Origin of the sequence: Flavobacterium sp. 103 (assembly GCF_003096795.1) — a bacterium.
Lineage (GTDB): Bacteria > Bacteroidota > Bacteroidia > Flavobacteriales > Flavobacteriaceae > Flavobacterium.
This window is the reverse complement of sequence record NZ_QENX01000001.1, coordinates 2,121,124-2,147,719: the sequence shown is the minus strand read 5'-3', so window position 1 is coordinate 2,147,719 and position 26,596 is coordinate 2,121,124. Positions and strand designations below refer to the sequence as shown.

Sequence of the window (26,596 nt, the reverse complement as noted above, 5' to 3'; positions counted from 1 at the left end):
TTTCCTAATAAACCTAAGAATCCTGTAACTCATTACAGAATATAGGCCTCTGAAACTTTTTCCTTATCTTTGAACACTTTTAGACAAAAATATGATACAATCGATGACTGGCTTTGGTAAAGCCACTTTGCAATTACCATCCAAAAAAATTACAGTAGAAGTAAAATCTTTAAACAGTAAAGGTTTAGATTTAAATGTACGAATGCCTTCTCTATATCGCGAAATGGAGCTGGGTTTACGCAACCAAATTGCACTGAAACTAGAAAGAGGTAAAGTAGATTTTTCTATTTTTATCGAAAGTACCGCAGAACAAACATCTACGAAGGTTAACGTACCTATCGTGCGAGCCTACATCAATCAACTAAGAGAAGTATATGCTGATGCAGATGAAACCGAATTGATGAAAATGGCAGTGCGTATGCCCGACACCATGAAAATAGAACGTGAGGAAATAGACGAAAATGACTGGATTCAAATCCAAACCGTAATCGAAGAAGCGTTACAAAATATTTTGAATTTCAGAAAAGACGAAGGACAATCTCTGGAAAATGAATTTCAATTGCGTATCGGAAACATTCGTCAATATATGAATGAAGCTTTGGCACTAGACCCAGAGCGCGTTCAAGCGATAAAAGACCGTTTGCAAACTGCCATTTCAGAATTAAAGGTAAACGTAGATGAAAATCGTTTTGAACAGGAATTAATTTATTACCTAGAGAAACTTGATATTACCGAGGAAAAAGTACGCTTGACCAACCATTTGGATTATTTCTTGGAAACCATAAACGGAACGGAAGCCAACGGAAGAAAACTAGGGTTCATTACTCAAGAAATGGGACGTGAAATCAATACTATGGGATCCAAATCGAATCACGCGCAAATGCAAAAATTAGTGGTTCAGATGAAAGACGAATTGGAAAAAATTAAAGAACAGGTGCTTAATGTACTATAACAACCTGCAAGGTTTTTTTCAATCCTTGTAGGTTTCTTATTTTAAAACCATACCTACAAGGTTCAAAAAAAACCTTGCAGGAAAAGCATAAAACAATGAAAAAGGGAAAATTAATTGTATTCTCGGCACCATCGGGATCTGGGAAAACCACTATAGTTAGACATTTATTAGGAAAGGAAGATTTGAATTTGGAATTTTCTATTTCGGCAGCTACGCGTGAAGCACGTGGTGAAGAAGTAAGTGGAAAGGATTATTACTTTATGTCTTTGGAAGAGTTTAAAAAACACATCAAAGCAGAAGATTTTGTGGAATGGGAAGAAGTCTATCGCGACAATTTCTATGGCACGTTAAAAAGCGAAGTAGAACGCATTTGGGCCAAAGGTAAAAACGTGATTTTTGATATTGACGTAGCCGGAGGATTGCGCATCAAACATAAATTTCCTGAGGAAACTTTGGCTGTTTTTGTAAAACCACCAAGCGTAGATGAACTCAAAAGAAGACTCAAAGAACGCTCAACAGAAAGTGATGACAAAATCAATATGCGTATAGCAAAAGCTTCTGTAGAACTGGCGACTGCACCTCAATTTGATGTAATTATAAAAAACTATGATTTGCCTATTGCCCTTGAAGAAGCCTATCAATTGGTGAAGGATTTTGTAAACACAGATTCCACAAATTAGCACAGATTTTTGAATTTGTGAAAATTTGTGACATCTGTGTTATTTCAAATAATTAGTTTCTATGAAAATCGGACTTTATTTCGGAACGTTTAATCCCATTCATATTGGGCATCTCATCATTGCCAATCACATGGCGGAACATGCCGATTTGGATCAGGTCTGGATGGTCGTTACGCCACACAATCCTCTCAAAAAGAAGGCAACTTTGCTAGACGATTACCATCGTTTGCAAATGGTGTATCTTGCCACCGAAGATTTTCCAAAAATAAAACCTTCGGATATTGAGTTCAAATTATCCCAACCTAATTATACTGTAAATACATTGGCTCACTTACAGGAAAAATATCCTGATCATGAATTCTCGTTGATTATGGGTGAAGACAATTTAAAATCATTGCACAAATGGAAAAATTATGAAGTGATTTTAGAACACCATGATATTTATGTCTATCCGAGAATTTCCGCCGAAAATGAAAATTTAACTTTCAAAAACCATCCAAAAATTCACTTGATTGATGCTCCTGTTGTAGAAATATCTTCGACCGACATTCGTCACAATATCAAAAAAAGCAAAAACGTTCAGCCTTTATTGCCCCATAAAGTTTGGGATTATATTGACCATAATAATTTTTATAAGAAATAGTTAGCCCAAAAGTTCTTTTAATTCCGTTTCAATTTCCTGAAAAATCGGACTCAAATTTTCATTTTTACCCGACAGTAAAAAAACATCAGTACTTGGCATTTCTTTGCTGTTCCAGATTAATAGCAGTTTCTTTTCTTGAATGAAATTTTTAGCATTAACATTCCAAGTAACCGCAACTCCTGCATTTTTACTGAGGATTTCCAGCATCTCATATTCTGATGGAATAATATAATTAGCCACCATCGAAGGTCTTTTTTTAGCAAAAACATGTAGCCAAAATAATTTTATATGCGGAATTCCTGCGTCATGGCTGTACCATTTTTGTTCGTTCAACCAGTTTTCGATGCCTAAAAAATCTTTACTTTTAATTTTTGCCTTTAAAACTGAAATATCAATATCTGTAGATCCCACAACTACTTGTTTGATATCACCCACTTTTTTCTGAATTGTATCAAAAGTGTCAAACTTCTTGGTTACTATGGCAAAATCTAATTTTTTGGAATTTACCAAATCAAATAGTGCATCATTATTATGGAACGTAAAATCTATAAAATCAAATTTGGCTACCAAAGCGCTCCCAATACTGCTCATCAAATGTCTCGAAATTCCAACGGACAATAACCGATTGGCATTGAAAGCCTTGGCTCTAAAACCATTCTCGACATTTTCCAATCGGTCTAAAGCATCAATGATTAAATTATTGAGTAACTTAGCATATTCTGTTGGTTCAACCCCCTTGGACTTTCGATTGAAAAGCTTGTAGCCAACATGTGCCTCCAACATAACTATTTGCTGACTTACAGCTGGTTGACTTATAAATAATTCTTTGGCTGCCAAAGAAAAATTTCCATTTTTATAAACAGATTTAAATGTCCGATACCATTCTAAATTAACCATGATATAAATATATTTATCACAAACATAATTTAAATTATTTTTACTAATACCATATTCCACATAAATTTGCGGTATCAAAAAAATTAGTGATGAAAAAAATAACTGTATTAACTATTCTAGCATTAACCGTGGGTTGCTTTATGGCAACTGCACAAAAACAAAATAACAAGAAGATGAAAAAAGTATTATTCGTAGTTACCAGTCACGATCAATTGGGTAACACAGGAGAAAAAACAGGATTTTGGACAGAAGAATTGGCTGCACCTTATTATGCTTTGCTTGACCAAGGCGTGATTATTGACATTGCCACCCCAAAGGGAGGACAACCTCCTATTGACCCAAAAAGTGCTGATCCTTCATCAGCAACCGAAGACACTAAACGTTTTGACGCCGATACCGTTTTATTGGAAAAACTAAAAAATACCAAAAAATTATCCGATGTGAATCAAGCTGATTATGATGCGGTTTTTTACCCAGGAGGTCACGGTCCCCTTTGGGATCTGGTAGAAGATAAAAATTCTATTGCTTTGATTGAATCTTTTTATACCCATAAAAAACCAGTTGCTTTTGTGTGTCACGCACCAGCTGCTTTGAAAAACGTAAAAGTAAATGGAGAATTTTTGGTAAAAGGGAAAAAAGTAACTGGATTTGCCAATTCCGAAGAAGAAGCAGTTGGATTAACCAAAATCGTTCCTTTTTTATTGGAAGATGCATTGCAAGCCAATGGAGCAACTTATAGCAAAGTAGCCGATTGGCATCCTTATGCTGTGGAAGATGGATTATTGATTACAGGTCAAAACCCAGCTTCATCCAAACTGGTGGCTGAAAAATTATTAGTTCAATTGAATTCAAAAAAATAACTTGAAGTTGCTAAGATTCTGAGAAACTAAGATTCTAAGTGTTCAAAACTTAGCGACTTAGTTTCTTAGTAACTTAGTTTCTCTTTTAAAAAACAAACACTATGTTAAATTTCGAATTATACAATCCTACCAAATTAGTTTTTGGGAAAGGACAAATAGAAAAATTATCAACCTTGATTCCTGCCAATGCGAAAATCCTTCTCGCTTACGGTGGCGGAAGTATTTTTAAAAATGGAATCCATGAGCAAGTTCGCAAAAGTCTGGAAGGATTCGAAATTGTCGAATTTGGAGGAATTGAAGCCAATCCGCATTTTGAAACTTTGATGAAAGCCGTTGCTGTCATCAGAGAGCAAAAAATTGATTTTATTCTGGCTGTTGGTGGCGGAAGCGTTATCGATGGTGTGAAATTTATTTCGGCAGCTGTTCCTTTTGAAGGTGACCCAATTGACATTCTTAAAAAGCGAATTCTTTTCAAAGAAGGATCAAATGTGATTCCGTTTGGTACTGTTTTAACTTTGCCTGCAACGGGAAGTGAAATGAATTCCGGTTCGGTGGTGACTATTGCAGCGACTCAGGAAAAATTAGATTTTGGTGGATCTGCTTTATTTCCTAAGTTTTCAATTTGTGATCCTACCGTAATTGCTTCACTACCAAAAAGACAATTGCAAAATGGAGTTGTAGATGCTTACACTCACGTTTTGGAGCAATACCTAACCTATGTGCACGAAGGTTATTTGCAAGATAGAATTGCCGAAAGCATTTTGCAAACCCTAATTCAAATAGGACCAGATGTGGTAGAAAACCCAACCGATTATGCTCTAGCTTCCAATTTTATGTGGAGCTGTACCATGGCTTTAAACGGGTTAATCCAAAAAGGAGTTCCAAGTGACTGGGCAACTCATATGATTGGGCACGAATTGACAGCGCTTTACGGAATTGACCATGCCCGAACGTTGGCAATTATTGGACCAAACTTATACAAAGTAATGTTTGAAACCAAAAAAGAAAAATTGGCACAATACGGAAAACGCGTGTTTAATTTAACAGGAACAGAGGAAGAAATTGCTTCGGCAGCCATAGAAAAAACAGTAGCCTTCTTTCATACTATGGGAATGAAAACCTTGCTTTCTGAAAATGCTGAAAATTTTGAAAAAACAGCTGATTTTATAGTAGACCGTTTTGAAAAAAGAGGTTGGAAAGCTTTGGGAGAAAAACAAAATATTACTTTAGAAAAAGTGAAAGAGATTGTTTTAATGAGTTATTGATTTTAGTAAAAATACTGCATAAAAAAGGCGTTCACTTAACCAATAAGAACGCCTTTTTAAAATACTAAAACAAAACTAACTAACTCAATCTTCATATTTAAATTCTAAACAATTTATTTATAATGACTTACAACGCAAGTATTGTATTTATATTGTGTAAAATCAAAAAATATTGCAAATAATTTATTTTTTTATTAAAAACTTTATAAGGCCCTATAAATTCAAGCCTTGTTTAAAAAATTAATTTGTGTTATTGGTATATTTTTAAGTACTTTTGATGAAATTTAATAAAAAAATGGCCGATAATTTAAAATTTGCAGTGATTGGCGGCGGAAGCTGGGCTACTGCTATCGCTAAGATGTTGTGCGTAAATCTTCCCGAGATTTCATGGTATATGCGAAATGATGCTGCTATAGAACACATTAAAACCCACAAACACAATCCCAATTACTTAAGCTCTGTTGAGTTTGACAACAAAAAACTAAAACTTACCAACGATATCAACGAAGCCGTTGCTTATGCAGATTATATCATATTTGCAATTCCTTCCGCTTTTTTGAATAGCGAGCTCGAAAAACTAACGGTTTCTCTTAAAGACAAAATAATTTTTTCTGCCATAAAAGGAATTGTTCCTGAAACCAGTTTGATTGTGGGAGAACATTTTCATTACAAATACGACATCCCTTATTATAATATTGGTGTAATTACAGGGCCTTGTCACGCTGAAGAAGTAGCATTGGAAAGACTTTCGTACTTAACCATTGCCTGTGGTGATCCGGACAAAGCCTCAATAGTAGCCAAAAATTTATCCGGAAATTATATCAAAGCAAAAATATCAGACGACATTATTGGAACTGAATATGCCGCAATGCTTAAAAACATTTATTCTATTGCCGCAGGAATTGCACATGGATTGGGTTATGGCGATAATTTCCAATCGGTTATAATGAGTAATGCCATTCGCGAGATGAAGAAATTCATCAAGAAAGTGCACAAAATGAAGCGTAACATCAATGATTCGGCCTATTTGGGCGATTTATTGGTTACGGGTTATTCTGTTTTTTCGAGAAACAGAATGTTCGGCAATATGATTGGAAAAGGTTATACAGTACAAGCTGCACAAATGGAGATGAGCATGGTTGCCGAGGGTTATTATGCCGTAAAAAGTGCCTACAAACTCAACCAAGGTTATGGTGCCAAAACTCCTATTATTGATGCTGTTTATGCCATTTTGTATGAAGGAAAAGAAGCTAAAGCCGTGTTCAAAAAACTGACTGAAGAACTTGATTAAATTTCAGTCTGCAGACCCGAGCGAAAGCGAACTGGCGGAGCAATTCAGATTGAGAAAAAACAACAAAAAAGGCATTTTCTAATTTAAGAAAATGCCTTTTTTGTTGTTATTATAAAATCTTTTATTTTACCATTACTCCATCAACAAACAAGAGTGGCACTTCTTCCACGTTGGTTTCATTGATGCTGTTGGCTTTGAAAATAAATTTTTTATCGTATAATGTGTTTCCGATGAAATAGGTTACCATAAACTCATTGTTAAGTGCCAATACACTTTTTTCCATCATTTCGATTTTCACAACTGAAACAGCTGGAACCTCCATAAAAGCATGACGCAAAAGAGAGGTTTTTTTCATTTCTCCGTCGATGGTTCCAAAAGCTTTAGAAACTACCATAACGCTGTCAAGTTGGAAATCACTATCGTTTATTAAATAGGCATACCACACTTTTTCCATAAAATCGTCGCTCCATTCTTGGACGGCAGCAAGGAATACGTTTTCTACTTCGGGGATGGTGATGTCGGATTTCATTTGATTGTTGATTCTTGATTAACGATTGTTGATTGCAGATTTAACTTCTAAAATTAAAAATCGTTAATTATTTATTGTTGTATTAAACTAAATATCTTGAATACGGAATGCCCTAGCCCAGATGGAAACGGCATCCTTTTTCTTTTTCCTTTAAAAAGAAAAAGATATAGTGGACAGCTGGAAATAGCTCCTTATAATTTATATGCTTGATTTAAATTGTTCCAAGAAACGCACGTCATTTTCATAAAACATACGGATGTCGCCAATTTGGTACAGTAACATCGCGATACGCTCGATTCCCATTCCGAAAGCAAAACCATTGTATTCGTCTGGATTGATGTCGCAGTTTTTAAGTACGTTTGGATCTACCATTCCGCAACCCATAATTTCCAACCAACCGGTTCCTTTGGTGATACGGTAATCGGTTTCGGTTTTTAAACCCCAATAAATATCAACCTCGGCGCTTGGTTCCGTAAAAGGAAAGTATGAAGGTCTCAAACGAATTTTTGATTTCCCGAACATCTCTTTGGTGAAATACAAAAGGGTTTGTTTCAGGTCAGCAAAAGAAACGTCCTTGTCGATATACAATCCTTCCACTTGGTGAAAGATACAGTGCGAGCGCGACGAAACGGCCTCGTTACGGAAAACTCTACCAGGAGAAATAGTTCTAATTGGCGGTTTGTTGTTCTCCATATAACGCACCTGGACAGATGAAGTGTGCGTACGCAACAAAATATCAGGATTCGTCTGAATGAAAAAGGTATCCTGCATATCACGAGCCGGGTGGTATTCCGGTAGATTCAATGCTGTAAAATTGTGCCAATCGTCCTCAATTTCCGGACCTTCGGAAACGTTGAACCCGATGTTTGAAAAGACATCTATAATTTGGTTTTTTACCAACGAAATAGGATGACGGGAACCAATAATTGTTGGTTCGGCCGTACGAGTCAAATCGCCGTAAATTCCTTTGGATTCTTCTTTATCAGCCAAAGCTTCCTGAATGGATTTTACTTTCTCTTCAGCAGAAGTTTTAAGTAAATTGATTACTTGTCCAAATTCCTTTTTTTGGTCATTGGGCACGTTTTTGAATTCAGCAAAAAGATCTTTCAATAAACCTTTGGTTCCTAGAAATTTTATTCTAAATGCTTCTAATTCTGCTGTATTTTGTGTGGAGAACGCCTGAGCTTCACCAATATATTCTTTTATCTTGTCTATCATCTGTCTTTTACTAAGGGTGCAAATTTAAGAAATTTGTTTAAAGTTTAAGGTTTAAAAGTTTAAAGTTTCCCTTATAAATTCGGGTTTATAGAGAAAAATATTTACTTTATTTTAAAAACTAAAAATTTGTAGCCATTTTAATAAACTGAATACTAAAAACTGCTTACTGAATACTAATCTATCACTTCTCTTTCCAGAAAATAATTGACGATTGCTTCTTTCATTAAAACGGATTGTTCTCCTGCTTTTAGAGGCGGTAATTGCTCCTTTACTTTATAATGTGGCCAGCCTTCTTCATCAAAAAATTCGAATTCGTAGAATCCATAGGGTTCCAACAATCGGCAAATGGCGATATGCATCAAATTTAGTTTCTCGTCTTTTTTGTATTCGCGATGTACTTTTCCCAATTCCTGTACTCCTATTAGATAAATAATAGCATCCAAATCCAAATCTTCTCCTTGTGAAAATTGATTGGAAAGTATATCGACAAGCCGTTCCCAGCGTTCTTTTAATTGTGTGTCTCTTGACATTATTATTTTTGATTGTAGATTAACGATTTTTGATTGCAGATTTATTCCGCACATTTTCAAAAATGAAATCGAGTTATTTTGACAAAGATAAGAACTTGAAAATTGACAATGGTTACCGAACAATTCTTTTATCTTTGCGCCTTTAATATTTAAAATAAATAAATGAGTTTTTTTGATATTATCATAGGTGGTTTCTTGTGCTTCTCTTTTTATAAAGGAATCAGAAATGGACTTTTTGTTGAATTGGCTTCCCTAATTTCTCTTATTTTGGGAATTTACATTGCCATAAAATTTTCTGACGTACTGAAAAGTGTTATATCGGGATCGCTGCATTGGAATCCTTATACTATTCAGGTGTTTGCATTTATCCTAACTTTTATTGTCGTGGTTATTGGTGTTTATATGCTTGGAAAGCTCTTGACCAATATAGCCGATTTTGCCTTTTTAGGCTGGATAAACAGTCTTGGTGGCGGTTTTTTCAGGGTATTGAAAACCATTTTGATCATCAGCATATTTTTTACGCTTTTTGAAAAAATGAACTACCATAACTATTTGGCCAAAAAAGAAACACTTGATAAATCTATTTTCTTTAACCCCATTCAAAAAGTTGCTGCGTTTGTTTTTCCTTCTATTGAAAAATGGTACGATAAAGCAAGGAAGTAGTTTTTGAGATAGCAGATTTTAGACTGCGGATTTTAGATTTCTTTAATCCCATAAGATTATTTTTTAACGAATAATACCTAATACCAAAAAATAGAGTAGCCGACAGTTGAAAACTGTGGACTACTCTATTTTTATTTTATAAATCTAGTTATTGTTTATTTATTTTGAAATCAAAATATTAATAGAACTTGAATCTGCTTTCTGAAATCTGAACACTAATCCTTCACTTCTTTAATCGACCTGGCATCAATCCACCCTTCGGTTCCATCGGTCAATTGAATTTTTTTCCAGTATCCTAATGTTTCCTCCACATAAACTTTAGTCCCTGCGTGCAGGACAAAAGTAGTTGCGCTTGCGTTTTGGGGTTCGCTTCTTACATCTGCAACTTCAGCAAAAACGATGGCTGGTCTTTCATTGTCGAAATGGCTTTTTTCGAAAAAAGCTGCCGAGATACTCATTACTAGAAGCAATAATATTACAAACATTCCCACAAAGAAAACTCTTTTTACAACTACTGTTTGATAAAAATAATACCCCATAAAAAACAACAAGAACAAGAAAGCAAAACTAATGGTAATCCAGGCCCAAGTATCGAAAGGATAAATCCCCGTAAAGTCGCGCAGCATTTTCCCGAAACCTACTTTTGGAACTTCTTTGATTTCGTCTATAGTTTGTTTTTGGGCAAATTTTATATTGTTTAAAGCATCTTTGTCGGAAGGGTTCAAAACCAAAGCTTTCTCATAATTATAAATTGCTGGAGCTATTTGGTGCAACTTATAATAACAATTCCCTAAATTAAAATATACTTCGACAGACTCTTTGTTGGCGGCCAAAACAGATTCATAGGCTTTGGCAGCCTCTTCATACTTCCCGTTTTGGTACAAAATATTTCCTTTTTCAAAACCCGTTTGGGCATAGAAAACTTGTGAGATTAATAATAGTATGTAAAAAATCTTTTTCATTTCCCTTTTTTTAGTTTCTAAGAATCTAAGTGACTAAGATTCTAAGTTTTGTTTGTATCTAAAGAATTTTAGAAAACTATATTCTTTTTTAAAATCATCAGCTTTATCTAAGTATCTAAGAGGCTTAGCAGCTTAGTAACTTAGATTTGTTTTTCCAATTCAGAAATGATGGCTACCGCTTTATCAAAATCATGTTGTATCGTTGCACTTGATGACGGTGCATATCTCGCAATCTCGCAATTCTCAGTAAGTGCAATAAAATCATTGACCACTTCCGGTTTGGCTTTTCTGGACAACAACAGTTCCTTAATATTATCTTTACTCATTTCTGAAGTCTCGATATGCAACTTGGCTTTTAAGAAATTATGCATCGCTTTCTCCAAGGCAACGTAGAAAGGTTCTTTGTTGTTGATTTGTTTTTTGGCTTCCGATAAATATTTCTTAGCCAATTTGTTGTTCATTTTGATTCGGTTTCCAAAAACATCACTGTCAATTGCTTCTTTTTTCTTTTTGAACAACACAATTATAGGAAGCAACAAAAATGGCAAAAACAATAATCCATAGAATTTATCAGAACCAAAAAACACAGGTTCATCTCTTGTGACCAATTTTGTTTTTAAGTCAATATATTTAAATTGCTCAACTCCATCTATTTTATTTTTCCCAACACTGGCCGTTGCAGATGCCTCTGCTGTTTGCGTAGGTCCGTCAAGAACATTGATTTTAATTTCAGAAGAACTTATTGTTTTGTAGGTTCCAGTCCCTAAATCAAAATACGAAAAATGCAACGGTTTTATGACATAGTCTCCCTTGTATTGTGGTATAATAGTATAAGAATCCGATATTTTACCGGTCATTCCAGATAGTGGTGTGTTTACTTTTTCGTCATGCACTGCATCATACATTTCTAATGCATTAGGCACTTCAGGCTTAGGCAAAGTAAACAATTTAAGATTTCCAGTTCCAACCACACTCAAAACTAAATCCAAACTTTCTCCATTCTTCAATGTAGTTTTAGATGGAATTGCCTTGAAATCAAATTTTCCTACTGCACCAGTAAAATCTAGTGGTTTACCAGCTTCCGGCAAAGGTTTTACATTAATGGTTTTGGCTCCGGCAGAAACTCTTTTGCTATCTTCAACCAATATAACTCGACCGAATATATCTCTACGATTCGTTGGTAATTGAACTCCAATATTTAACGAAAGTGGTTCTATAACCAGTTTTCCTGATTTTTGAGGGTATAAAACTGTTTTTCGCAAAACAACATAACGGTATTGCTCACCTTTGAACATTCCCTCTTCAGGAACCAATCGTTTGATATCAATGTTCTGATTCCAAAAATCATTATATTTTGGCTTGCTTACTTCTTCAAAACCATTAATCCCTATGTTGTTGAAATACAATTTATATACTACCGTAATAGGTTGATTAATGTATGGATTTGTGTTCGAGATATCAGCAACCAGATATAAATTACTATCAGCAGAAACTTGTGAATCATTAGGGTCTCTTGGTTGTTCCGTAGCTGCTGTTACATTGATCTTGATGGGTTGCGTTTTGTAAATCTGTCCATTATACTCAATCATTGCCTGTTTGATGACCAAAGCTCCTTTTTGATTTGGCAGCAAAAAATAAGAATAGCTTTTCTCGAAAGATGTTTTTCCATTTATCCAAGATTGGCTTACCTGCTGACTGGGCCCTGCAATAATTCTAAAGCCGTCAAAAGAAGGTTGCACAAAATTATCTCCATCAATATTCATCACAAAATCGATACGCAGTCTCTCGTTGAGTCCAAGCGTCGTTTTGCTTACTCTTGCCTCAAATTGTACTTGAGCCAAAAGTCCCTGAAAACTTAATAGGAATAGAATTAAATATCTTTTCATTACTTGTTTAATCTTTTTGTATTTAACGTTTAATCGAAAATTTAAAAACTTTAATTTCTTATTGACCGTTTAAAATTCTACCAATCTTTCTCAGTTCTTCTAGGCGAGCCTTTTTCTTTATTGGCATTTACCTTATCCTGAATTTTCTTTTCCTCATTGTTTACGGCATCCAAAAGATTTTCGGTTCGTTGTTTCGAAATACCTCCCGGTTTTGGTTTTGGTTGCCCTTTGTCGTCTTTGGGTTTACCATCATCTTTTTTATCTTTGTCACCGTCTTTCTTGTCGTCCTTTTTGTCTTTATCGCCGTCTTTCTTGTCGTCCTTTTTATTTTTATCCTTGTCCTTGTCTTTATCTTTGTCCTTATTTTTGTCTTTGTCTTTATTCTTATCTTTATTTTTATCGTCTTTTGGAGGTGGATTGTCTTTTAGCATTTTTTTAGCCAAAGCATAGTTGTATCGTGTTTCTTCATCTTTAGGATCGTTTCTTAAGGCATTTTTATAGGCTTCCACAGCTTGGGTATAATCCTTCTCTTTCATAAAAACATTTCCCAAATTATGAAAAGCTTTGTGCTTTTGGGATCTTGTTTTCAAACTTTTCAACGCATTCGCATACACAAATTTGGATTCCGAAAATTGATTTTGTCTGTAAATAGAATTTCCTAAATTATACGTAGCAACTGTTCTGCTAGGGAATTTAGAATGTGAAATTCTATAGTTGGCTTCGGCATCCACAAAATTCTTTGCCACATATTCCTCATTTGCTTTAGGCAAAACTTTGTCTTTCTCTTGGGCGTTGGCCACAAAAGTTAAAAGCAATAGTAGTAAGTATATAATTCTATTTTTCATTTTCATTTAAATGTTCCTTTCAAAGTATTTGCGAATAATTGCGTCCTTAGTTTACCTTGATTTTAATACTTTATTTATTCTCGTTAAATAAATTCAACTTATTTACCCAGCTAGTTTTTCTTTCCAAAAAGAAAACATCCAAAAACAACAACACAAACCCAATTCCTAAAAACCATTGAAATTGTGATTGAAAATCGGCCATTTGGGTGGCTTCAAATTCTGTTTTTTGAATTTTATCCAATGTTGCTTTTATGTATTCCAAAACTTCTTTGGTATTGTTTCCGTTTACATAACCGCCACCGGTAATTTTTGCTATAGTCGCCAGACTGTTTGGGTTTAATTTGGTTATCACTATTTCACCATTATTATCCCTTTGGTAGCTTTCGACGATTCCATTTTTTTTCAGAGGGATAGTTCCACCTTTCTCCGTACCCAGTCCAATGGTGACAATTTTCATTCCTAGCTTCTTCGCTTCCTCCGCTGCGGATTCTGCTCCTTCAGAATGGTCTTCCCCATCCGAAATCATGATCATCAGTTTGCTGGTCTTACTTTTATCGTCAAAATAAGTTCCAGATAATTTTATCGCCTCATCCAGCGATGTTCCTTGGGACGAAACCATTCCTGGTCCCATACTTTGCAAGAACATTTTTGCTACGCTATAATCCGTAGTTATCGGCAGCACTGGAAACGCGCTTCCGGCATAAGCCACAATTCCTATTCTGTCACTTCCTAATTGATTGATAATTTGAGATACAATTTGCTTGCTTTTTTCCAAACGACTAGGAGCAACATCTTCGCAAAGCATACTTTTGGAAACGTCCATCGCAAAAACAATGTCTATTCCTTCTCTTTTTACAGTTTCAACTTTGGTTCCAATTTTAGGGTTTACCAATCCAAAAATCAAGGCAATTAGTGCCAAAAGCAAAACGCCCAATTTCAAAAATGGTTTGAAAATAGAACGTTCTGGACTTAGTCTTTTGATAACTTCCAAATCCCCAAATTCGCGTTGCTTCTTTCTTTTCCAATATAAATTAAATAGAAAAAGTACCGCCACAACTGGCAGTAAAAAAAGTAAGTATAAATATTTTTGTTCGTCTAATTCCATAATAATTTTTGATTTTGGATTAACGATTTTTGAATGCAGATAGCAATAAATCAGAAATCACAAATCGTTAATCTTCATTCATCAATCTTTTTATATAAAACTTCTATACACTGTATTTCGCAAACCTATTTCCAGTAACAATAAAAACCCAGCCAACAATACAAAAGGTCTGAACTTTTCGTCATAATCATAGAATTTCAATTCTTCGATTTCAGTAGTTTCCAATTTATTGATTTCACTATAAATTTGAGCTAATTTGTCATTACTAGTCGCTCTAAAATACTTTCCTCCCGTTTTTCTGGCGATATTTCTCATCAATTGTTCATCAATCTCAACCTTCATCATTCGGAAAATCAATTGTCCGTTTGGTCCAAGCGCATAAGGCGATTCAGCCATTCCATTGGTACCAATACCAATCGTGTAAACTTTTATACCGTATTGTTGTGCAATATCCGAAGCAGTTTCCGGTTCGATAAATCCTGCATTATTGACACCATCTGTCATTAAAATAATCACTTTACTTTTGGCCTTACTGTCTTTAAGTCGGTTTACGGCTGTCGCCAATCCCATTCCAATTCCAGTTCCGTCCTGTAAAACATTATCGTATTTAATACTGGCAATGGCTTCTTGAATAACTGCTTTGTCACTCGTTACCGGTGATTTGGTATACGCTTCAGAAGCATAAACCACAAGTCCAATTCTGTCGTTGGGTCTTTCGTCAACAAAAACTGAAGCCACTCTTTTTAGCGCTTCCATTCTATTTGGCTTAAAATCCTTGGCAAGCATACTCCCGGATACATCGACCGCCACCACAATATCAATTCCTTTTGTGGTTTTTGTTTTATTGCTAATGTCAACTGTTCTTGGTCTAGCCATTGCCACAATTAATAATGACAATGACAATAATCGCAAAACGTCTAAACCCGGTTTTAATTTTGCCAATAAAGATTCTGTTCCTTTGAACCCTTGAAGAGAACTCATTTTCAAAGTAGCCGATTGCTGATTTCTTTTCCAAACTAGCCAGACAATTGCTAATGGAATTAAAAGGAACAACCAAAAAAATTCTGGATTTAAAAAGGTTATTTTTTCCATTAGTTACTAGCTGATTTAAGTTCTACCGAATTCATAATGCGGTCTGTCAATTCCGTGGCATATCTATCTCCTTCTTCGTGAAGAATCATAATTTGCTGTAATCCGCCTTCTTGTCCAAAAAGCAAGATTTCATAATATATTTTGGAACTAGTTTGACTGTTACCATCTATTCTTGAAAAAGTACCGTATCCTTTTTTGCCGGTTACCCCATTATTGGTTTGAAAATCCTCTTCTTTAACTATCATGTTTTGTGCTCCTTGCGATTCCAAGACTTTCAAAGAACCTTCAATTGCCTTAGATAAATCCAGTGCTCCTTCCTTTTTATATTTCATGGTCGAAACCATAATGTAAAAATTGTCCAAAAGACTTCCATACCCAAAGGACTGCATCTCTTTTATAAGAGCCATTCCGTCTTTTGGCAATGATTTTGTCAAATCTATTCGCTTCAAGACTTTTGGGGTTTCTATAATAACTCCTGGATTTCCATACTCGCTCTTAACCCATTCTCCTTCCAGCAATTCTTTTGTTGGATGTCCAAGAATATTGTCTTTAACGTAGTCAAATCCTTTGGTTGCTATGAAGAAAGTAGTTGTCGCAAAAAGTAAAAAAACAACAGATCCAACTGCAATTGCAATACGCTGATTTCTCTTTTTTCTAAGCAAAATTTGAATTTGTCTTTGCTTTTGGGCTTCGTTCAATATAGTATCTTCTTCTATTGGCACTTCAACTGGAATCGCTTCATCCAATGTTAAAATTGCTTTTTGAATTCTATTTCTATCTTCGGTGATTTCAAATTCCAAAGGTTTTGATTTGGCAAATTTCACTAAATCGGCTTGTTTCAAAACGGTAAACAAATTCTCAATCGTTTCTTGTGAAAGCTTCATTTTTTTCTTCAATGACGCCGCTTTAAGACCCTCAATCAATTCTGAAGTCGTACTTTCCATGGCCGGAATCTCTATCGCTTCTTCGATATAATTTCTGGTAATATCCGTCAATTCACTATAATATGCTTTAACCTCACCATGTTGCCAAAGCTCTTTTTTCTCCAAAGTATTAAGTAAACTTGTCGCTTTTTCTATTGGTGTTTTATAAACTTCTTCTTCAATTTTTTTCTTTTGACGAATTTTTGTGTACCAATAAACGAAAGCTCCAATTCCTAAAATCAATAAAATTCCCAAAAGATATTTCCACCAATCTGAAGAATCTTCTGCCTTTACAATATCTTTGATATCATACATTTTTTGTCTTAACGTATCAACCTGAACATTGGCAACCTCAACTTTTATGGAGTCAGTCAAAAACTCTTTATTATTTATCAGAATCTTTATGCTTGGAATGGTATATTTCCCCGAATCAAATTGAGTCAAGCCATACTTTTTAATTAATTCGTATCGGTCGTCTTTTTTGATGGTGTCAATTGGATACGATTGAATTACTTCCAGTGCTCCAATGTTTTTTAGTTTTGGAAAAACAACTTTGGAGAAAGTATCTACCGAAGTTTTTAAAGTCAATTTAAACTCAGCTCCAATTTTATTTTTTGTGGTATCGATACTGGTAACTACTTTTTGCTGTGCAAAAATAGAAGTCGAAAACAGCAGTAAGAATATTAATATTTTTTTAAACATCGATTTTGGGAAATTTGATTGAAGATTGAAGATTAACGATTTTTGATTTCAGATTTTCCACCGAACATAAAATTGTTTTCAATCTAGAAAATATATTATTTCAAATTTGTTTTTGCAGTTTTTATACTTGATACGAAAATAGAAATCAACTCATTTACTTCTGTCTTTGCCATACTTAAATTATTTAAATCTGAACTTAAATTTGCTTTTTCTACTATTTTTAAACACACGAAAGTTTCTCTTAATTCTTTTAAACAAATACCCATCTTATGAATAAAATCCTTTGTGCTTTCTGCACTTTGAGCCTCTCCATAATTTAATGCGGGAGAAGTTCCAGATCTAATAATTTGCCCTCCTAAATGATTCCCAGCGTAGTTTACTTTAAAAGTACTAGCTGAAATTATTATAGTAGCCGCAAAATCTATTAATCTATTTTCAAGTTCTTGTTTATTCATTCTATATATTTAGTTTATCAACAAATCTTTTTCACGATTCAAGAATCAAAAATCTTTACCTCATTCAAACAAATCTGAAATCAAAAATCGTTAATCCTCAATCTGAAATTTTTATCGTGATTTAAAATAGCCTAATAATTTGGTCACATAACTTTCATCCACTCTCGTGTTTACAACACCTGAACCCGACTTACTGAAAGTTTCTTTGAAATAGTTCACATTATCATGATAGTGCTTCTCATAATTTGTTCGCACTGATTTTGAACCTGTATTAATCAATCGCGTTTCACCAGTCTCTGCGTCAATCATCGATACCATTCCTAAGTCTGGCATTTTCTCTTCTCGAATGTCATACACGCGAATACCTGTGATATCGTGTTTCTTTGAGGCAATCTTCAAAGTTTGCTCGTAGTCTTCCGACATGAAATCGGAAATGACAAATACAATGGCTTTCTTTTTTTGAGTTCCCGATAGAAACTTCAAAGCTTGTGCAATATCAGTTTTGTAACTCTTTGGTTCAAATTCTATCAATTCACGAATGATACGCAACACGTGCGAACGCCCTTTTTTGGGTGGAATATACAATTCAATTTGGTCCGAAAACAAAATCAATCCTATTTTATCATTATTCTGAGTAGCCGAAAATGCCATTGTTGCAGCAATTTCGGTAACAATTTCTTTTTTAAACTGGTTCTTGGAACCAAAGCTTTCTGAACCCGAAATATCGACCATTAACATCATGGTCAATTCTCTTTCTTCCTCAAAAACCTTGACATGAGCTTCGTTGTACCTAGCGGTCACATTCCAATCGATGGAACGTATATCGTCGCCAAATTGATATTGACGCACCTCACTGAAAGTCATTCCGCGTCCTTTGAACGATGTATGATATTCCCCCGAGAAGATATGATCGCTCAACCTTCGGGTCTTGATTTCTATTTTACGTACTTTTTTTAAAAGCTCTTTTGTATCCATTGTTAATTTGTTTAAAGTTTAAAAGTTTAAGGTTTCAAGTCCGTTTCCAAACAACTTGAAACTTTAAACATTAAACAAATTTTTAAGGTACTTCGATTTCGTTTATGATTTTATTGATAATGTCAACCGATGTAATATTTTCGGCTTCGGCTTCATAGGTAACTCCGATTCTATGACGTAAAATATCATGAACTACGGCACGAACATCTTCAGGAATTACATATCCACGACGTTTGATAAAAGCATAACATTTGGCGGCTGTAGCAAGATTAATACTTCCACGTGGTGATGCTCCAAAACTGATTAAAGGTTTCAAATCAGCCAATTTATATTTCTCTGGATAACGAGTTGCAAAAATAATATCCAGTATGTATTTCTCGATTTTTTCATCCATGTAAACCTCACGAACCGCTTCTTGAGCACGTAGAATTTGTTCTACAGATACTACTTGATTTACTTTTTCATAACTTCCTTTAAGGTTTTGACGAATAACCAAACGCTCGTCTTCCATTTTTGGATAATCGATAACTGTTTTCAACATAAAACGATCGACTTGCGCTTCTGGCAATTGGTATGTTCCTTCTTGCTCAATAGGGTTTTGAGTTGCCAAAACTAAAAATGGTCTGTCTAATTTGAATGTGGTATCGCCAATGGTCACTTGTTTTTCCTGCATCGCCTCCAATAAAGCCGATTGCACTTTGGCAGGAGCACGGTTAATCTCATCGGCAAGAACGAAATTAGCAAAAATTGGTCCTTTTTTAATAGAAAATTCATTTTGCTTAATATTATAAATCATGGTTCCAATAACATCCGCAGGCAATAAATCGGGAGTAAACTGGATTCTGCTAAAAGAACCGTGAATGGCTTGTGAAAGAGTGTTGATGGCTAATGTTTTTGCCAATCCTGGAACTCCTTCCAACAAAATGTGTCCTTGGCCCAACAGTCCAATTAACAATCTTTCGACCATGTGTTTTTGTCCCACAATAACTTTGTTCATTTCCATAGTGAGAAGGTCTATAAAAGCACTCTCTCTTTCGATTTTTTCATTGATTGCTCTAATGTCTAAAGTCGTTGTATTTTCTTCCATTTTTATATATTTATTCCCTTAAATTTTTATCTCTTCTATTTGATGGTGCAAATTGAATTTTTTTTTAGAAGTAAGATGTTAAAAAATGGTTAAAACTTCGACCAATCCCCTAATTTTAAGGACGAATTATGATAGTATTTACCTATTTTTAAGAACTAAAAAAAATAAACATCAAATTCATAGATTTACCCCAAAAATCACTGGGGGGAATAACAAAATAAAACCATGAGTAAAATTCCATTTTCAAAAATAATTGCAGGCACGATGACTTGGGGTGTTTGGGGCAAAAACTGCTCTACTCCACAAATGATAGAACTAATGAATTCATGTCTCGAAAGTGGTATTTCCACCTTTGATCATGCCGATATTTATGGAGGTTATACTACAGAAGAAGCCTTTGGAAAAGCCTTTGGCGAAAGCCAGATTGACCGTAAAGATATTCAGTTGATTTCTAAATGCGGTATTCAAATGATGTCTGAAAAAAGAAACAATACCATCAAACATTATGCTTATTCTAAAGACTACATTATAGCCTCCGCCGAGCAGTCTTTAAAAAATTTACAAACTGATTATTTGGATCTTTTGCTATTGCATCGGCCAAGTCCGTTGATACAGGCAGATGAAATTGCAGAAGCAGTCGAAAAGTTAAAAATTGAAGGTAAAATTTTAGATTTTGGTGTCTCTAATTTTACTCCAAGCCAAAGCGATTTGATTGAGACAAAAACCAAAATAAACTACAACCAAATTGAGTTTTCTGTTACGCATTTGGAACCAATGATTAATGGAAGTTTGGATCATATGCAAACCAACCGAATCACTCCCATGTGCTGGTCACCTCTTGGAACTGTTTTTAGAAAAGAGGATGAGCAATCACAACGTATTCAAAAAGTTGCAAATGAATTGGCTTCCAAATATGATGTCTCCAATGATCTCATTTTATTGGCCTGGATACTGAAACATCCTGCTGGAATTTTACCGGTTTGTGGCACTTCAGACAAAAACAGACTTGCCCGTTTAATGCATGCCTCCACTATTGAAATGGAACTACAGGATTGGTTTTCACTTTGGACAGCGAGTACTGGAAATCCTGTTCCATAACTGACAGTATTAAGGTTAAATGATTTTTGATTGCAGATTAACGATTTTTGATTTAAGATTTAGTAAGACGTAAATTAAAATCGGCAATTTTATTGATAATTTACATATTTTTTTTCTCTAAAATTTCGATACTCAAATCAAAAACCTTAATATCATTGCCATAAGGAGAGTATTTAACTATTATTTTTTTAAAAAATATAATTCAAAAATTCATAGGGTTTCTTGTAATACATCTGAGATCAAAAATCGTTAATCTTCATTCTAAAATCAAATGATAAACAAGCGTATTCTTATCAAAAACCTTTTGGCTCATAATGATGAGTCCAGCTTTTATGATAAAAAGCGACAACTAAATTTGCATTCCAGAGAAGGAAAAGCTAAATTTTTGAAGCATATTTGCGCGCTATCTAATTCAAATCCAACCAATAATTCCTATATAGTTGTAGGGGTTGAAGACGAGAACAATCAAATTGTGGGAGACGATTTTTTTGATGACAGCAGAATTCAGAATTTAGTAAACGCTTTTCTTGAAAATCCGCCCAAAATTCAATACGAAAATGTTCCTTTCCCTAATTTGCCAAAAGACAAAGTAATTGGACTCGTAACCATTAAGCCCAACAGCAAAATATCTTCTTTCAAAAAAGGTATACATACGATTCCTGCCAATAGTGTTTTCATTCGTCGGGGCAGTAATACGATGCCAATTGAAGGTGAAGTAGAGAAAAATTTTCAGAATACTGAAACAGTAATTGGTATCGAAAATAATTCAAGAAACAGCATCGAATACACTCTTGATGGTGTAATTGATTTTATGAATTATCGCCATAAGGACATGGCTCCAAAATATAAAGTTTTCAAAGAGTTGTTTGTCATTTGTTGGGCTGGAATTGCCAAAAAATCCAGAAACAAAACCTTTCTTTCAAGAGTCGATATTGAACTGATTAACGAACAAATCAAGTTATTCTATTCGGCTCAAGATGTAGTTGAAATTACCTATGACGACGATAGTTTTACGATTATTGAATATGTTCCTTTGGGCTTGAATGACAGAACCAGTTATTATCCTTTGGAGGAACAAAAAATCCATTTTCATGATAACGGGTATTATAAAATTGACAGAAAAATGCTTTTTGAACCACCCGAATATAATAAGAAAATGTTGTACCATATTTATAATTCGAATGTGGCTCTTTTAAATAAACTTGAAAAAAACATCAAATTATCGGAACGGGAAAGAAAAGATTTGGATCATTTGCCTTCCACTTTTATGATTTGTTATCTCAATGGTTTTGAAGATGCCAAACAAAAATTGATTGATGCCAAAACGTTATTAAAACCGTTTACACAAGTCTATCTTTCGTTTAAAGAAGCATTACGAATTTTAAGGAAAATGAAATATGACGTACAATAAGGAAGTTTCTTATTGCAATTTGCTCAGCCTTAATTAGCTAAACAAACCTGTTACCCAAACAACCACATCAATTATAATTTGACAAATAAAATTGGTCATTAAAAGCAATAAAGTGAGAAGTGCATTCATTTTAAAAATTTTAAGTAAAATTACAATGTTTCAATACAGCATACAATCACCAAAAACAATGATTTTTTTGAAACTCAAAAGTAGTTAAAAATACGATACCACAACCCGACATCAACTTGGAATTCAACGGATATAAATAGCTATTCGACGGTTTTATTCTTAATAAAAACTTAAAACCATTTTAATTGAGGCACTTCTATCATCTCTTTCAAAAAAATAACAAACCAACACTTCTTTTCTCTTATTTTTGTAAAAGAATAAATTGAGAATAAATGAGAACATTAGTTATCGGTGACATACATGGTGGTTTGAGAGCTCTACATCAAATTTTTGAAAGAGCTAAGGTAAGTCCAAAAGACAAACTCATTTTTCTGGGAGATTATGTAGATGGATGGAGTCAATCCCCGCAAGTTATTGATTTTTTGATAGAACTAAAAACTACCCATGATGTTATCTGCATTCGTGGCAACCATGATGAATTACTAAGAGAGTGGCTAAAAGACAGCAAAGACAATGAACAATGGTATCAACATGGTGGAGAAGCTACTGTTTTGGCCTACCAAAGTGTAAATGGAGAAACTAAGAACAAACATATAAAATTCTTGGAGTCATTAGAGGATTATTACTTGGATGAACAAAATCGGATGTTTATTCACGCGGGTTTTACCAATATGAACGGCGTTAATTTTGAGTATTTTCCTAAATTGTTTTATTGGGATCGAACACTTTGGGAGGCTGCATTGGCATTAGATCCAAACATGAAAACGGATCATCAATACTATCCAAAACGATTTACGCTGTACAAAGAAATTTATATTGGTCATACCCCTGTCTCGCGTATCGGAAAAACCACTCCTGTCCGAAAAGCGAATATCTGGAACATTGACACCAGCGCCGCCTTCAAAGGCCCGCTGACTATTATGGATGTTGACACTAAAGAATTTTGGCAAAGCGAACCCCTGCCTAGTTTATATCCTACTGAAAAAGGGAGGAATAAAATCTAAATACTATATTTGCCAAAAATTTATTACCTATTTTATATTATGAAAAAGATTATAACACTTTTGTTTTTGGCTTCTTTTGGTTTAACAAATGCACAACAGGCTTTTAAGGGAAAAGGCGATGCTAAATTTAATGTGGGTGCAAACTTTCAAGACGGAGGTTCCGGGATTCAGGCATCTGCTGATTTTGGTCTTGGTGAAAATTTCTCTTATGGATTTGTAGCAACTTATTTATTAGGAGTAGATGAATTTTCAGGGATCTATGGCGAAAACACTTATGTTAACGTAAAACCAGAATTTCAAGATCGTTTTGATGCAAAATTTAGAATTAATGCTAATTTAAGCAGTGTAATTGGTGTTGAACAATTGGATATCTATCCAGGTTTGAGTTTAGGATTGCACAATTTTGGGGGTCATCTTGGTGGTCGTTACTTTTTTACTGAAGGTTTTGGTGTTTTTACTGAACTTGGCTTTCCAATTGCAAAATACAGCAATGATAAAGAAGTATTTGATCATTTAAACAATCAGGTTACCTTTAGTTTAGGAGCTTCGTTTAATTTAGATTAAATTCCAAATAAAAAGTGGCTTGTTAACAAAAACAAGCCACTTTTTTTATGAATTATAATTACCTACAAATCAAATTTTATTCCTTGTGCCAAAGGCAAACTGGTCGTATAATTGATTGTATTTGTTTGACGACGCATATACACTTTCCAGGCATCAGAACCAGATTCTCTACCTCCACCTGTTTCTTTTTCTCCTCCAAAAGCACCACCGATTTCGGCTCCAGAAGTTCCAATATTAACATTGGCAATTCCACAATCAGATCCTACAACAGATAAGAAATGTTCCGCTTCACGCAAATTGTTGGTCATAATCGCAGATGACAGTCCCTGAGCTACTCCATTTTGAACGTTGATTGCATTCTCAACGGTTCCAGAATATTTGATCAAATATAAAACCGGAGCAAAAGTTTCGTGTTGTACGATTTCGAATGAATTTTGCGCTTCGGCAATAGCTGGTTTTACATAACAACCGCTTTCGTAACCTTCTCCAGAAAGTACTCCTCCTTCAACCAGAATTTTTCCGCCTTCGGCAACAACTTTGGTTAATGCATTATTATACATTTCAACTGCGTGTGTATCAATTAATGGCCCAACGTGATTTTTCTCGTCCAATGGATTTCCAATTCGCAATTGTCCGTAAGCTGATACAACAGCATCTTTCACTTTATCGTAAATACTTTCGTGAATAATCAAACGACGAGTAGAAGTACATCTTTGTCCTGCAGTTCCCACTGCTCCAAAAACAGCTCCAATAACCGTCATTTTGATATCGGCATCTGGCGTTACAATGATTGCATTGTTTCCACCCAATTCTAATAATGATCTTCCTAAACGACCTGCAACAGTTTGAGCCACAATTTTACCCATACGAGTAGAACCCGTAGCCGATATTAAAGGCACACGTTTGTCGGCAGTCATTAATTGACCTATTGTATAATCTCCATTAATCAAACAAGAAATTCCTTCTGGAAGGTTATTTTCTCTGATTACCTCAGCGATAATATTTTGACAGGCGATTCCACACAACGGTGTTTTCTCTGATGGTTTCCAAACGCAAACATCACCACAAATCCAAGCCAGTGCTGTATTCCAAGCCCAAACAGCTACCGGAAAGTTAAAAGCTGAAATGATTCCCACAACTCCCAAAGAATGGTATTGCTCATACATTCTGTGTCCTGGACGCTCAGAATGCATCGTTAATCCGTGCAATTGACGTGATAATCCTACTGCAAAATCACAGATATCAATCATCTCTTGAACTTCACCGTATCCTTCTTGCAATGATTTCCCCATTTCATAAGAAACCAATTTACCTAAAGCTTCTTTATTTTGACGCAATTTCTCTCCAAACTGACGCACAATTTCTCCACGTTGTGGTGCTGGCATCAATCGAAATGTTTTGAAAGCTTCGGTAGCAGTTTGCATTACTTTTTCGTAATCTGCAGGTGTGCTCATTTTTACAGAAGCAATTAATTTACCATCTACTGGCGAAAAACTTTCTAGGATTGCTCCGTTTGAAAAATGATTAATACCTGTCGAAGTTCCTTCGTTTATGGCTTTAACTCCCAATTGCGCTAATGCCTCTTTCATCCCAAATTGATCTGCTATTGTTGTCATTGTAACTTTTTTAGTTAAAATTGTTATATTTTTGCGTAAAGATATTATTTTAAGGTCAATTTTGATACTCTCAGGATGTTAAAATCAAAATTGGAATAAAATCGACTTTTTTATAAACATCCAAACCTTAAATTATGCAATAGTAAAATTATAGCATTTTAATGGGTTCCTATCGATTTTTTCAAAAAAACACATCCATTAAAAAAGAAGGAAGTAATTTTATAATCTGAAATAAAAATTTTAAAAACCACTTAAACATGACTTCTTTCAATCGATACTTCATCGTTGTATTTTTGATATCAGCACAACTATTTGCACAAAAAGCTGCTTTTGATGTAGTTCCTTTGGGCGTAAAAGGCGGTATTGACGAAAAAAATCTTTCGGCCTATTTGGTTACTCCCATAAATACTCACGATTATATCTGTCTCGATGCGGGAACTATAAACGCAGGGATTGAAAAAGCAATTTCGAATAAAGTATTCAATGTTTCAACAAGTGAAGTTTTAAGGAAATACATCAAAGGATATTGCATTTCCCATGCGCATTTGGATCACGTTTCGGGTTTGATTATTAATTCTCCTGCTGATTCTTCCAAAACTGTTTATGCTACAAAAAAATGTATGGAGTCAATGGAAAAGCATTATTTTAATGAAGAGACTTGGGTGAATTTTGGTGATGAAGGACCTGGTTTTCAATTGAAAAAATATCACTTCCAAACTCTTACTATTGGAGAAGAAACCAAAATTACGAATACCACAATGACTGTAAAAGCATTTCCGCTAAGTCATGTGAATCCTTTTGAAAGTACTGCTTTTTTAATCAAAAACGGAAAAGATGCTGTTTTGTATTTGGGCGATACAGGACCTGATTCCGTTGAGAAGAGCAATGATTTAGGCGAATTATGGAAAACAATCGCTCCTTTGGTTAAAAGCAAGCAATTGAGAGGAATTTTTATTGAAGTCTCTTTTCCAAATGAACAGCCAGATTCTTCATTATTCGGACATTTAACTCCCAAACATTTAATGAAAGAACTCCACAAATTGGAAGATTTGACTGGGAAAGGAGCTATGAAAAACTTCAAAATTATCATCACCCATTTGAAACCGCCAAGTCAAAACATTGTAAAAATTAAAGAGCAATTACAAAAAGGAAATGATTTAGGAGTACAAATTTTATTCCCTGAACAAGGAAAACGTTTTGAATTGTAGATCCTA

26 protein-coding genes are annotated in these 26,596 nt (G+C 34.6%); 12 read left to right on the top strand and 14 right to left on the bottom strand.

Translation table 11 applies throughout. From position 1 onward, the window contains the following. Window positions 1–91 precede the first annotated feature (91 nt). From C8C85_RS08675 to nadD, 3 genes are all read left to right on the top strand, one after another. A complete protein-coding gene (locus C8C85_RS08675) occupies window positions 92–952 on the top strand; it encodes a YicC/YloC family endoribonuclease (protein WP_116796714.1) in 861 nt (286 codons plus the stop codon). A gap of 95 nt (window positions 953–1,047) precedes the next feature. After that, window positions 1,048–1,632 (top strand): guanylate kinase, encoded by a 585-nt coding sequence (gene gmk, locus C8C85_RS08670; RefSeq protein WP_116796713.1) that lies wholly within the window; start codon window positions 1,048–1,050, stop codon window positions 1,630–1,632. A gap of 61 nt (window positions 1,633–1,693) precedes the next feature. Then, entirely contained in the window at window positions 1,694–2,275 is a 582-nt protein-coding gene (nadD, locus tag C8C85_RS08665; RefSeq protein WP_116796712.1) for a nicotinate (nicotinamide) nucleotide adenylyltransferase, read from the top strand. Here nadD and C8C85_RS08660 read toward each other — a convergent pair whose 3' ends face one another. Beyond that, window positions 2,276–3,172 (bottom strand): LysR family transcriptional regulator, encoded by an 897-nt coding sequence (locus C8C85_RS08660; RefSeq protein WP_116796711.1) that lies wholly within the window; start codon window positions 3,170–3,172, stop codon window positions 2,276–2,278. A gap of 89 nt (window positions 3,173–3,261) precedes the next feature. Here C8C85_RS08660 and C8C85_RS08655 point away from each other — a divergent pair, with 89 nt between their 5' ends. From C8C85_RS08655 to C8C85_RS08645, 3 genes are all read left to right on the top strand, one after another. Then, window positions 3,262–4,032: a type 1 glutamine amidotransferase domain-containing protein gene (locus C8C85_RS08655; RefSeq protein ID WP_165818107.1), complete on the top strand. Its 771-nt coding sequence runs from the start codon at window positions 3,262–3,264 to the stop codon at window positions 4,030–4,032. A 101-nt stretch (window positions 4,033–4,133) separates the two neighbouring features. Further along, window positions 4,134–5,297 carry an iron-containing alcohol dehydrogenase gene (locus tag C8C85_RS08650; RefSeq protein WP_116796710.1) on the top strand — a complete coding sequence of 388 codons (1,164 nt, stop codon included), beginning with the start codon at window positions 4,134–4,136 and terminating at the stop codon, window positions 5,295–5,297. 295 nt (window positions 5,298–5,592) lie between these two features. Further along, a complete protein-coding gene (locus C8C85_RS08645; RefSeq protein WP_116798443.1) occupies window positions 5,593–6,588 on the top strand; it encodes an NAD(P)H-dependent glycerol-3-phosphate dehydrogenase in 996 nt (331 codons plus the stop codon). A gap of 121 nt (window positions 6,589–6,709) precedes the next feature. On the opposite strand, the gene C8C85_RS08640 is transcribed toward C8C85_RS08645, so the two are convergent. The 3 genes from C8C85_RS08640 to C8C85_RS08630 form a co-directional block, all read right to left on the bottom strand. After that, window positions 6,710–7,117, bottom strand: coding sequence for a hypothetical protein (locus C8C85_RS08640; protein WP_116796709.1), 408 nt, complete (start codon window positions 7,115–7,117; stop codon window positions 6,710–6,712). A gap of 198 nt (window positions 7,118–7,315) precedes the next feature. Further along, window positions 7,316–8,335, bottom strand: coding sequence for a phenylalanine--tRNA ligase subunit alpha (pheS, locus tag C8C85_RS08635; RefSeq protein WP_116796708.1), 1,020 nt, complete (start codon window positions 8,333–8,335; stop codon window positions 7,316–7,318). Between the two features lie 173 nt (window positions 8,336–8,508). Beyond that, on the bottom strand, window positions 8,509–8,865 hold the full coding sequence (locus C8C85_RS08630) for a hypothetical protein (protein WP_111408279.1): 357 nt from the start codon (window positions 8,863–8,865) through the stop codon (window positions 8,509–8,511). 162 nt (window positions 8,866–9,027) lie between these two features. Here C8C85_RS08630 and C8C85_RS08625 point away from each other — a divergent pair, with 162 nt between their 5' ends. Further along, window positions 9,028–9,528: a CvpA family protein gene (locus C8C85_RS08625; RefSeq protein ID WP_116796707.1), complete on the top strand. Its 501-nt coding sequence runs from the start codon at window positions 9,028–9,030 to the stop codon at window positions 9,526–9,528. A 215-nt stretch (window positions 9,529–9,743) separates the two neighbouring features. On the opposite strand, the gene C8C85_RS08620 is transcribed toward C8C85_RS08625, so the two are convergent. The 9 genes from C8C85_RS08620 to C8C85_RS08580 all read right to left on the bottom strand — a co-directional run bounded on the left by C8C85_RS08620 (window position 9,744) and on the right by C8C85_RS08580 (window position 19,560). After that, window positions 9,744–10,490, bottom strand: coding sequence for a tetratricopeptide repeat protein (locus C8C85_RS08620; protein ID WP_116796706.1), 747 nt, complete (start codon window positions 10,488–10,490; stop codon window positions 9,744–9,746). Between the two features lie 140 nt (window positions 10,491–10,630). Continuing rightward, entirely contained in the window at window positions 10,631–12,376 is a 1,746-nt protein-coding gene (locus C8C85_RS08615) for a BatD family protein (protein WP_116796705.1), read from the bottom strand. A gap of 77 nt (window positions 12,377–12,453) precedes the next feature. Beyond that, the gene (locus tag C8C85_RS08610; protein ID WP_116798442.1) at window positions 12,454–13,221 is read right to left on the bottom strand and encodes a tetratricopeptide repeat protein; all 768 of its coding nucleotides are present in this window, start codon (window positions 13,219–13,221) and stop codon (window positions 12,454–12,456) included. A gap of 70 nt (window positions 13,222–13,291) precedes the next feature. Next, the gene (locus C8C85_RS08605) at window positions 13,292–14,326 is read right to left on the bottom strand and encodes a VWA domain-containing protein (protein ID WP_116796704.1); all 1,035 of its coding nucleotides are present in this window, start codon (window positions 14,324–14,326) and stop codon (window positions 13,292–13,294) included. 90 nt (window positions 14,327–14,416) lie between these two features. Further along, window positions 14,417–15,418: a vWA domain-containing protein gene (locus tag C8C85_RS08600; RefSeq protein WP_116796703.1), complete on the bottom strand. Its 1,002-nt coding sequence runs from the start codon at window positions 15,416–15,418 to the stop codon at window positions 14,417–14,419. Further along, on the bottom strand, window positions 15,418–17,043 hold the full coding sequence (locus C8C85_RS08595; protein WP_116796702.1) for a hypothetical protein: 1,626 nt from the start codon (window positions 17,041–17,043) through the stop codon (window positions 15,418–15,420). Before C8C85_RS08595 ends, C8C85_RS08600 begins: the two co-directional genes overlap by 1 nt. Window positions 17,044–17,138: 95 nt before the next feature. After that, window positions 17,139–17,498 (bottom strand): four helix bundle protein, encoded by a 360-nt coding sequence (locus tag C8C85_RS08590; protein WP_116796701.1) that lies wholly within the window; start codon window positions 17,496–17,498, stop codon window positions 17,139–17,141. Window positions 17,499–17,609: 111 nt separating this feature from the next. Continuing rightward, the gene (locus C8C85_RS08585) at window positions 17,610–18,473 is read right to left on the bottom strand and encodes a DUF58 domain-containing protein (protein WP_116796700.1); all 864 of its coding nucleotides are present in this window, start codon (window positions 18,471–18,473) and stop codon (window positions 17,610–17,612) included. Between the two features lie 82 nt (window positions 18,474–18,555). Next, window positions 18,556–19,560 carry an AAA family ATPase gene (locus tag C8C85_RS08580; RefSeq protein WP_116796699.1) on the bottom strand — a complete coding sequence of 335 codons (1,005 nt, stop codon included), beginning with the start codon at window positions 19,558–19,560 and terminating at the stop codon, window positions 18,556–18,558. A gap of 225 nt (window positions 19,561–19,785) precedes the next feature. Between C8C85_RS08580 and C8C85_RS08575 the strand changes: the two genes are divergently transcribed. The 4 genes from C8C85_RS08575 (at window position 19,786) to C8C85_RS08560 (ending at window position 23,766) form a co-directional block, all read left to right on the top strand. Beyond that, window positions 19,786–20,658, top strand: coding sequence for an aldo/keto reductase family oxidoreductase (locus tag C8C85_RS08575; protein ID WP_116796698.1), 873 nt, complete (start codon window positions 19,786–19,788; stop codon window positions 20,656–20,658). Window positions 20,659–20,929: 271 nt separating this feature from the next. After that, window positions 20,930–22,069 carry an ATP-binding protein gene (locus tag C8C85_RS08570; RefSeq protein WP_116796697.1) on the top strand — a complete coding sequence of 380 codons (1,140 nt, stop codon included), beginning with the start codon at window positions 20,930–20,932 and terminating at the stop codon, window positions 22,067–22,069. A 401-nt stretch (window positions 22,070–22,470) separates the two neighbouring features. Beyond that, window positions 22,471–23,202 carry a metallophosphoesterase family protein gene (locus tag C8C85_RS08565; RefSeq protein ID WP_116796696.1) on the top strand — a complete coding sequence of 244 codons (732 nt, stop codon included), beginning with the start codon at window positions 22,471–22,473 and terminating at the stop codon, window positions 23,200–23,202. A 39-nt stretch (window positions 23,203–23,241) separates the two neighbouring features. Further along, on the top strand, window positions 23,242–23,766 hold the full coding sequence (locus C8C85_RS08560; RefSeq protein WP_116796695.1) for a DUF6646 family protein: 525 nt from the start codon (window positions 23,242–23,244) through the stop codon (window positions 23,764–23,766). 62 nt (window positions 23,767–23,828) lie between these two features. Here C8C85_RS08560 and C8C85_RS08555 read toward each other — a convergent pair whose 3' ends face one another. Then, window positions 23,829–25,382: an aldehyde dehydrogenase family protein gene (locus C8C85_RS08555; protein WP_116796694.1), complete on the bottom strand. Its 1,554-nt coding sequence runs from the start codon at window positions 25,380–25,382 to the stop codon at window positions 23,829–23,831. 257 nt (window positions 25,383–25,639) lie between these two features. Here C8C85_RS08555 and C8C85_RS08550 point away from each other — a divergent pair, with 257 nt between their 5' ends. Then, on the top strand, window positions 25,640–26,590 hold the full coding sequence (locus tag C8C85_RS08550; RefSeq protein WP_116796693.1) for an MBL fold metallo-hydrolase: 951 nt from the start codon (window positions 25,640–25,642) through the stop codon (window positions 26,588–26,590). The last annotated feature ends 6 nt before the right edge of the window (window positions 26,591–26,596 follow it).

Bases quoted from the DNA above. Each gene is read 5' to 3' on its own strand.
- C8C85_RS08675 (WP_116796714.1), top strand. From the start codon at position 92: ATGATACAATCGATGACTGGCTTTGGTAAAGCCACTTTGCAATTACCA.
- gmk (WP_116796713.1), top strand. From the start codon at position 1,048: ATGAAAAAGGGAAAATTAATTGTATTCTCGGCACCATCGGGATCTGGG.
- nadD (WP_116796712.1), top strand. From the start codon at position 1,694: ATGAAAATCGGACTTTATTTCGGAACGTTTAATCCCATTCATATTGGG.
- C8C85_RS08660 (WP_116796711.1), bottom strand. From the start codon at position 3,172: ATGGTTAATTTAGAATGGTATCGGACATTTAAATCTGTTTATAAAAAT.
- C8C85_RS08655 (WP_165818107.1), top strand. From the start codon at position 3,262: ATGAAAAAAATAACTGTATTAACTATTCTAGCATTAACCGTGGGTTGC.
- C8C85_RS08650 (WP_116796710.1), top strand. From the start codon at position 4,134: ATGTTAAATTTCGAATTATACAATCCTACCAAATTAGTTTTTGGGAAA.
- C8C85_RS08645 (WP_116798443.1), top strand. From the start codon at position 5,593: ATGGCCGATAATTTAAAATTTGCAGTGATTGGCGGCGGAAGCTGGGCT.
- C8C85_RS08640 (WP_116796709.1), bottom strand. From the start codon at position 7,117: ATGAAATCCGACATCACCATCCCCGAAGTAGAAAACGTATTCCTTGCT.
- pheS (WP_116796708.1), bottom strand. From the start codon at position 8,335: ATGATAGACAAGATAAAAGAATATATTGGTGAAGCTCAGGCGTTCTCC.
- C8C85_RS08630 (WP_111408279.1), bottom strand. From the start codon at position 8,865: ATGTCAAGAGACACACAATTAAAAGAACGCTGGGAACGGCTTGTCGAT.
- C8C85_RS08625 (WP_116796707.1), top strand. From the start codon at position 9,028: ATGAGTTTTTTTGATATTATCATAGGTGGTTTCTTGTGCTTCTCTTTT.
- C8C85_RS08620 (WP_116796706.1), bottom strand. From the start codon at position 10,490: ATGAAAAAGATTTTTTACATACTATTATTAATCTCACAAGTTTTCTAT.
- C8C85_RS08615 (WP_116796705.1), bottom strand. From the start codon at position 12,376: ATGAAAAGATATTTAATTCTATTCCTATTAAGTTTTCAGGGACTTTTG.
- C8C85_RS08610 (WP_116798442.1), bottom strand. From the start codon at position 13,221: ATGAAAAATAGAATTATATACTTACTACTATTGCTTTTAACTTTTGTG.
- C8C85_RS08605 (WP_116796704.1), bottom strand. From the start codon at position 14,326: ATGGAATTAGACGAACAAAAATATTTATACTTACTTTTTTTACTGCCA.
- C8C85_RS08600 (WP_116796703.1), bottom strand. From the start codon at position 15,418: ATGGAAAAAATAACCTTTTTAAATCCAGAATTTTTTTGGTTGTTCCTT.
- C8C85_RS08595 (WP_116796702.1), bottom strand. From the start codon at position 17,043: ATGTTTAAAAAAATATTAATATTCTTACTGCTGTTTTCGACTTCTATT.
- C8C85_RS08590 (WP_116796701.1), bottom strand. From the start codon at position 17,498: ATGAATAAACAAGAACTTGAAAATAGATTAATAGATTTTGCGGCTACT.
- C8C85_RS08585 (WP_116796700.1), bottom strand. From the start codon at position 18,473: ATGGATACAAAAGAGCTTTTAAAAAAAGTACGTAAAATAGAAATCAAG.
- C8C85_RS08580 (WP_116796699.1), bottom strand. From the start codon at position 19,560: ATGGAAGAAAATACAACGACTTTAGACATTAGAGCAATCAATGAAAAA.
- C8C85_RS08575 (WP_116796698.1), top strand. From the start codon at position 19,786: ATGAGTAAAATTCCATTTTCAAAAATAATTGCAGGCACGATGACTTGG.
- C8C85_RS08570 (WP_116796697.1), top strand. From the start codon at position 20,930: ATGATAAACAAGCGTATTCTTATCAAAAACCTTTTGGCTCATAATGAT.
- C8C85_RS08565 (WP_116796696.1), top strand. From the start codon at position 22,471: ATGAGAACATTAGTTATCGGTGACATACATGGTGGTTTGAGAGCTCTA.
- C8C85_RS08560 (WP_116796695.1), top strand. From the start codon at position 23,242: ATGAAAAAGATTATAACACTTTTGTTTTTGGCTTCTTTTGGTTTAACA.
- C8C85_RS08555 (WP_116796694.1), bottom strand. From the start codon at position 25,382: ATGACAACAATAGCAGATCAATTTGGGATGAAAGAGGCATTAGCGCAA.
- C8C85_RS08550 (WP_116796693.1), top strand. From the start codon at position 25,640: ATGACTTCTTTCAATCGATACTTCATCGTTGTATTTTTGATATCAGCA.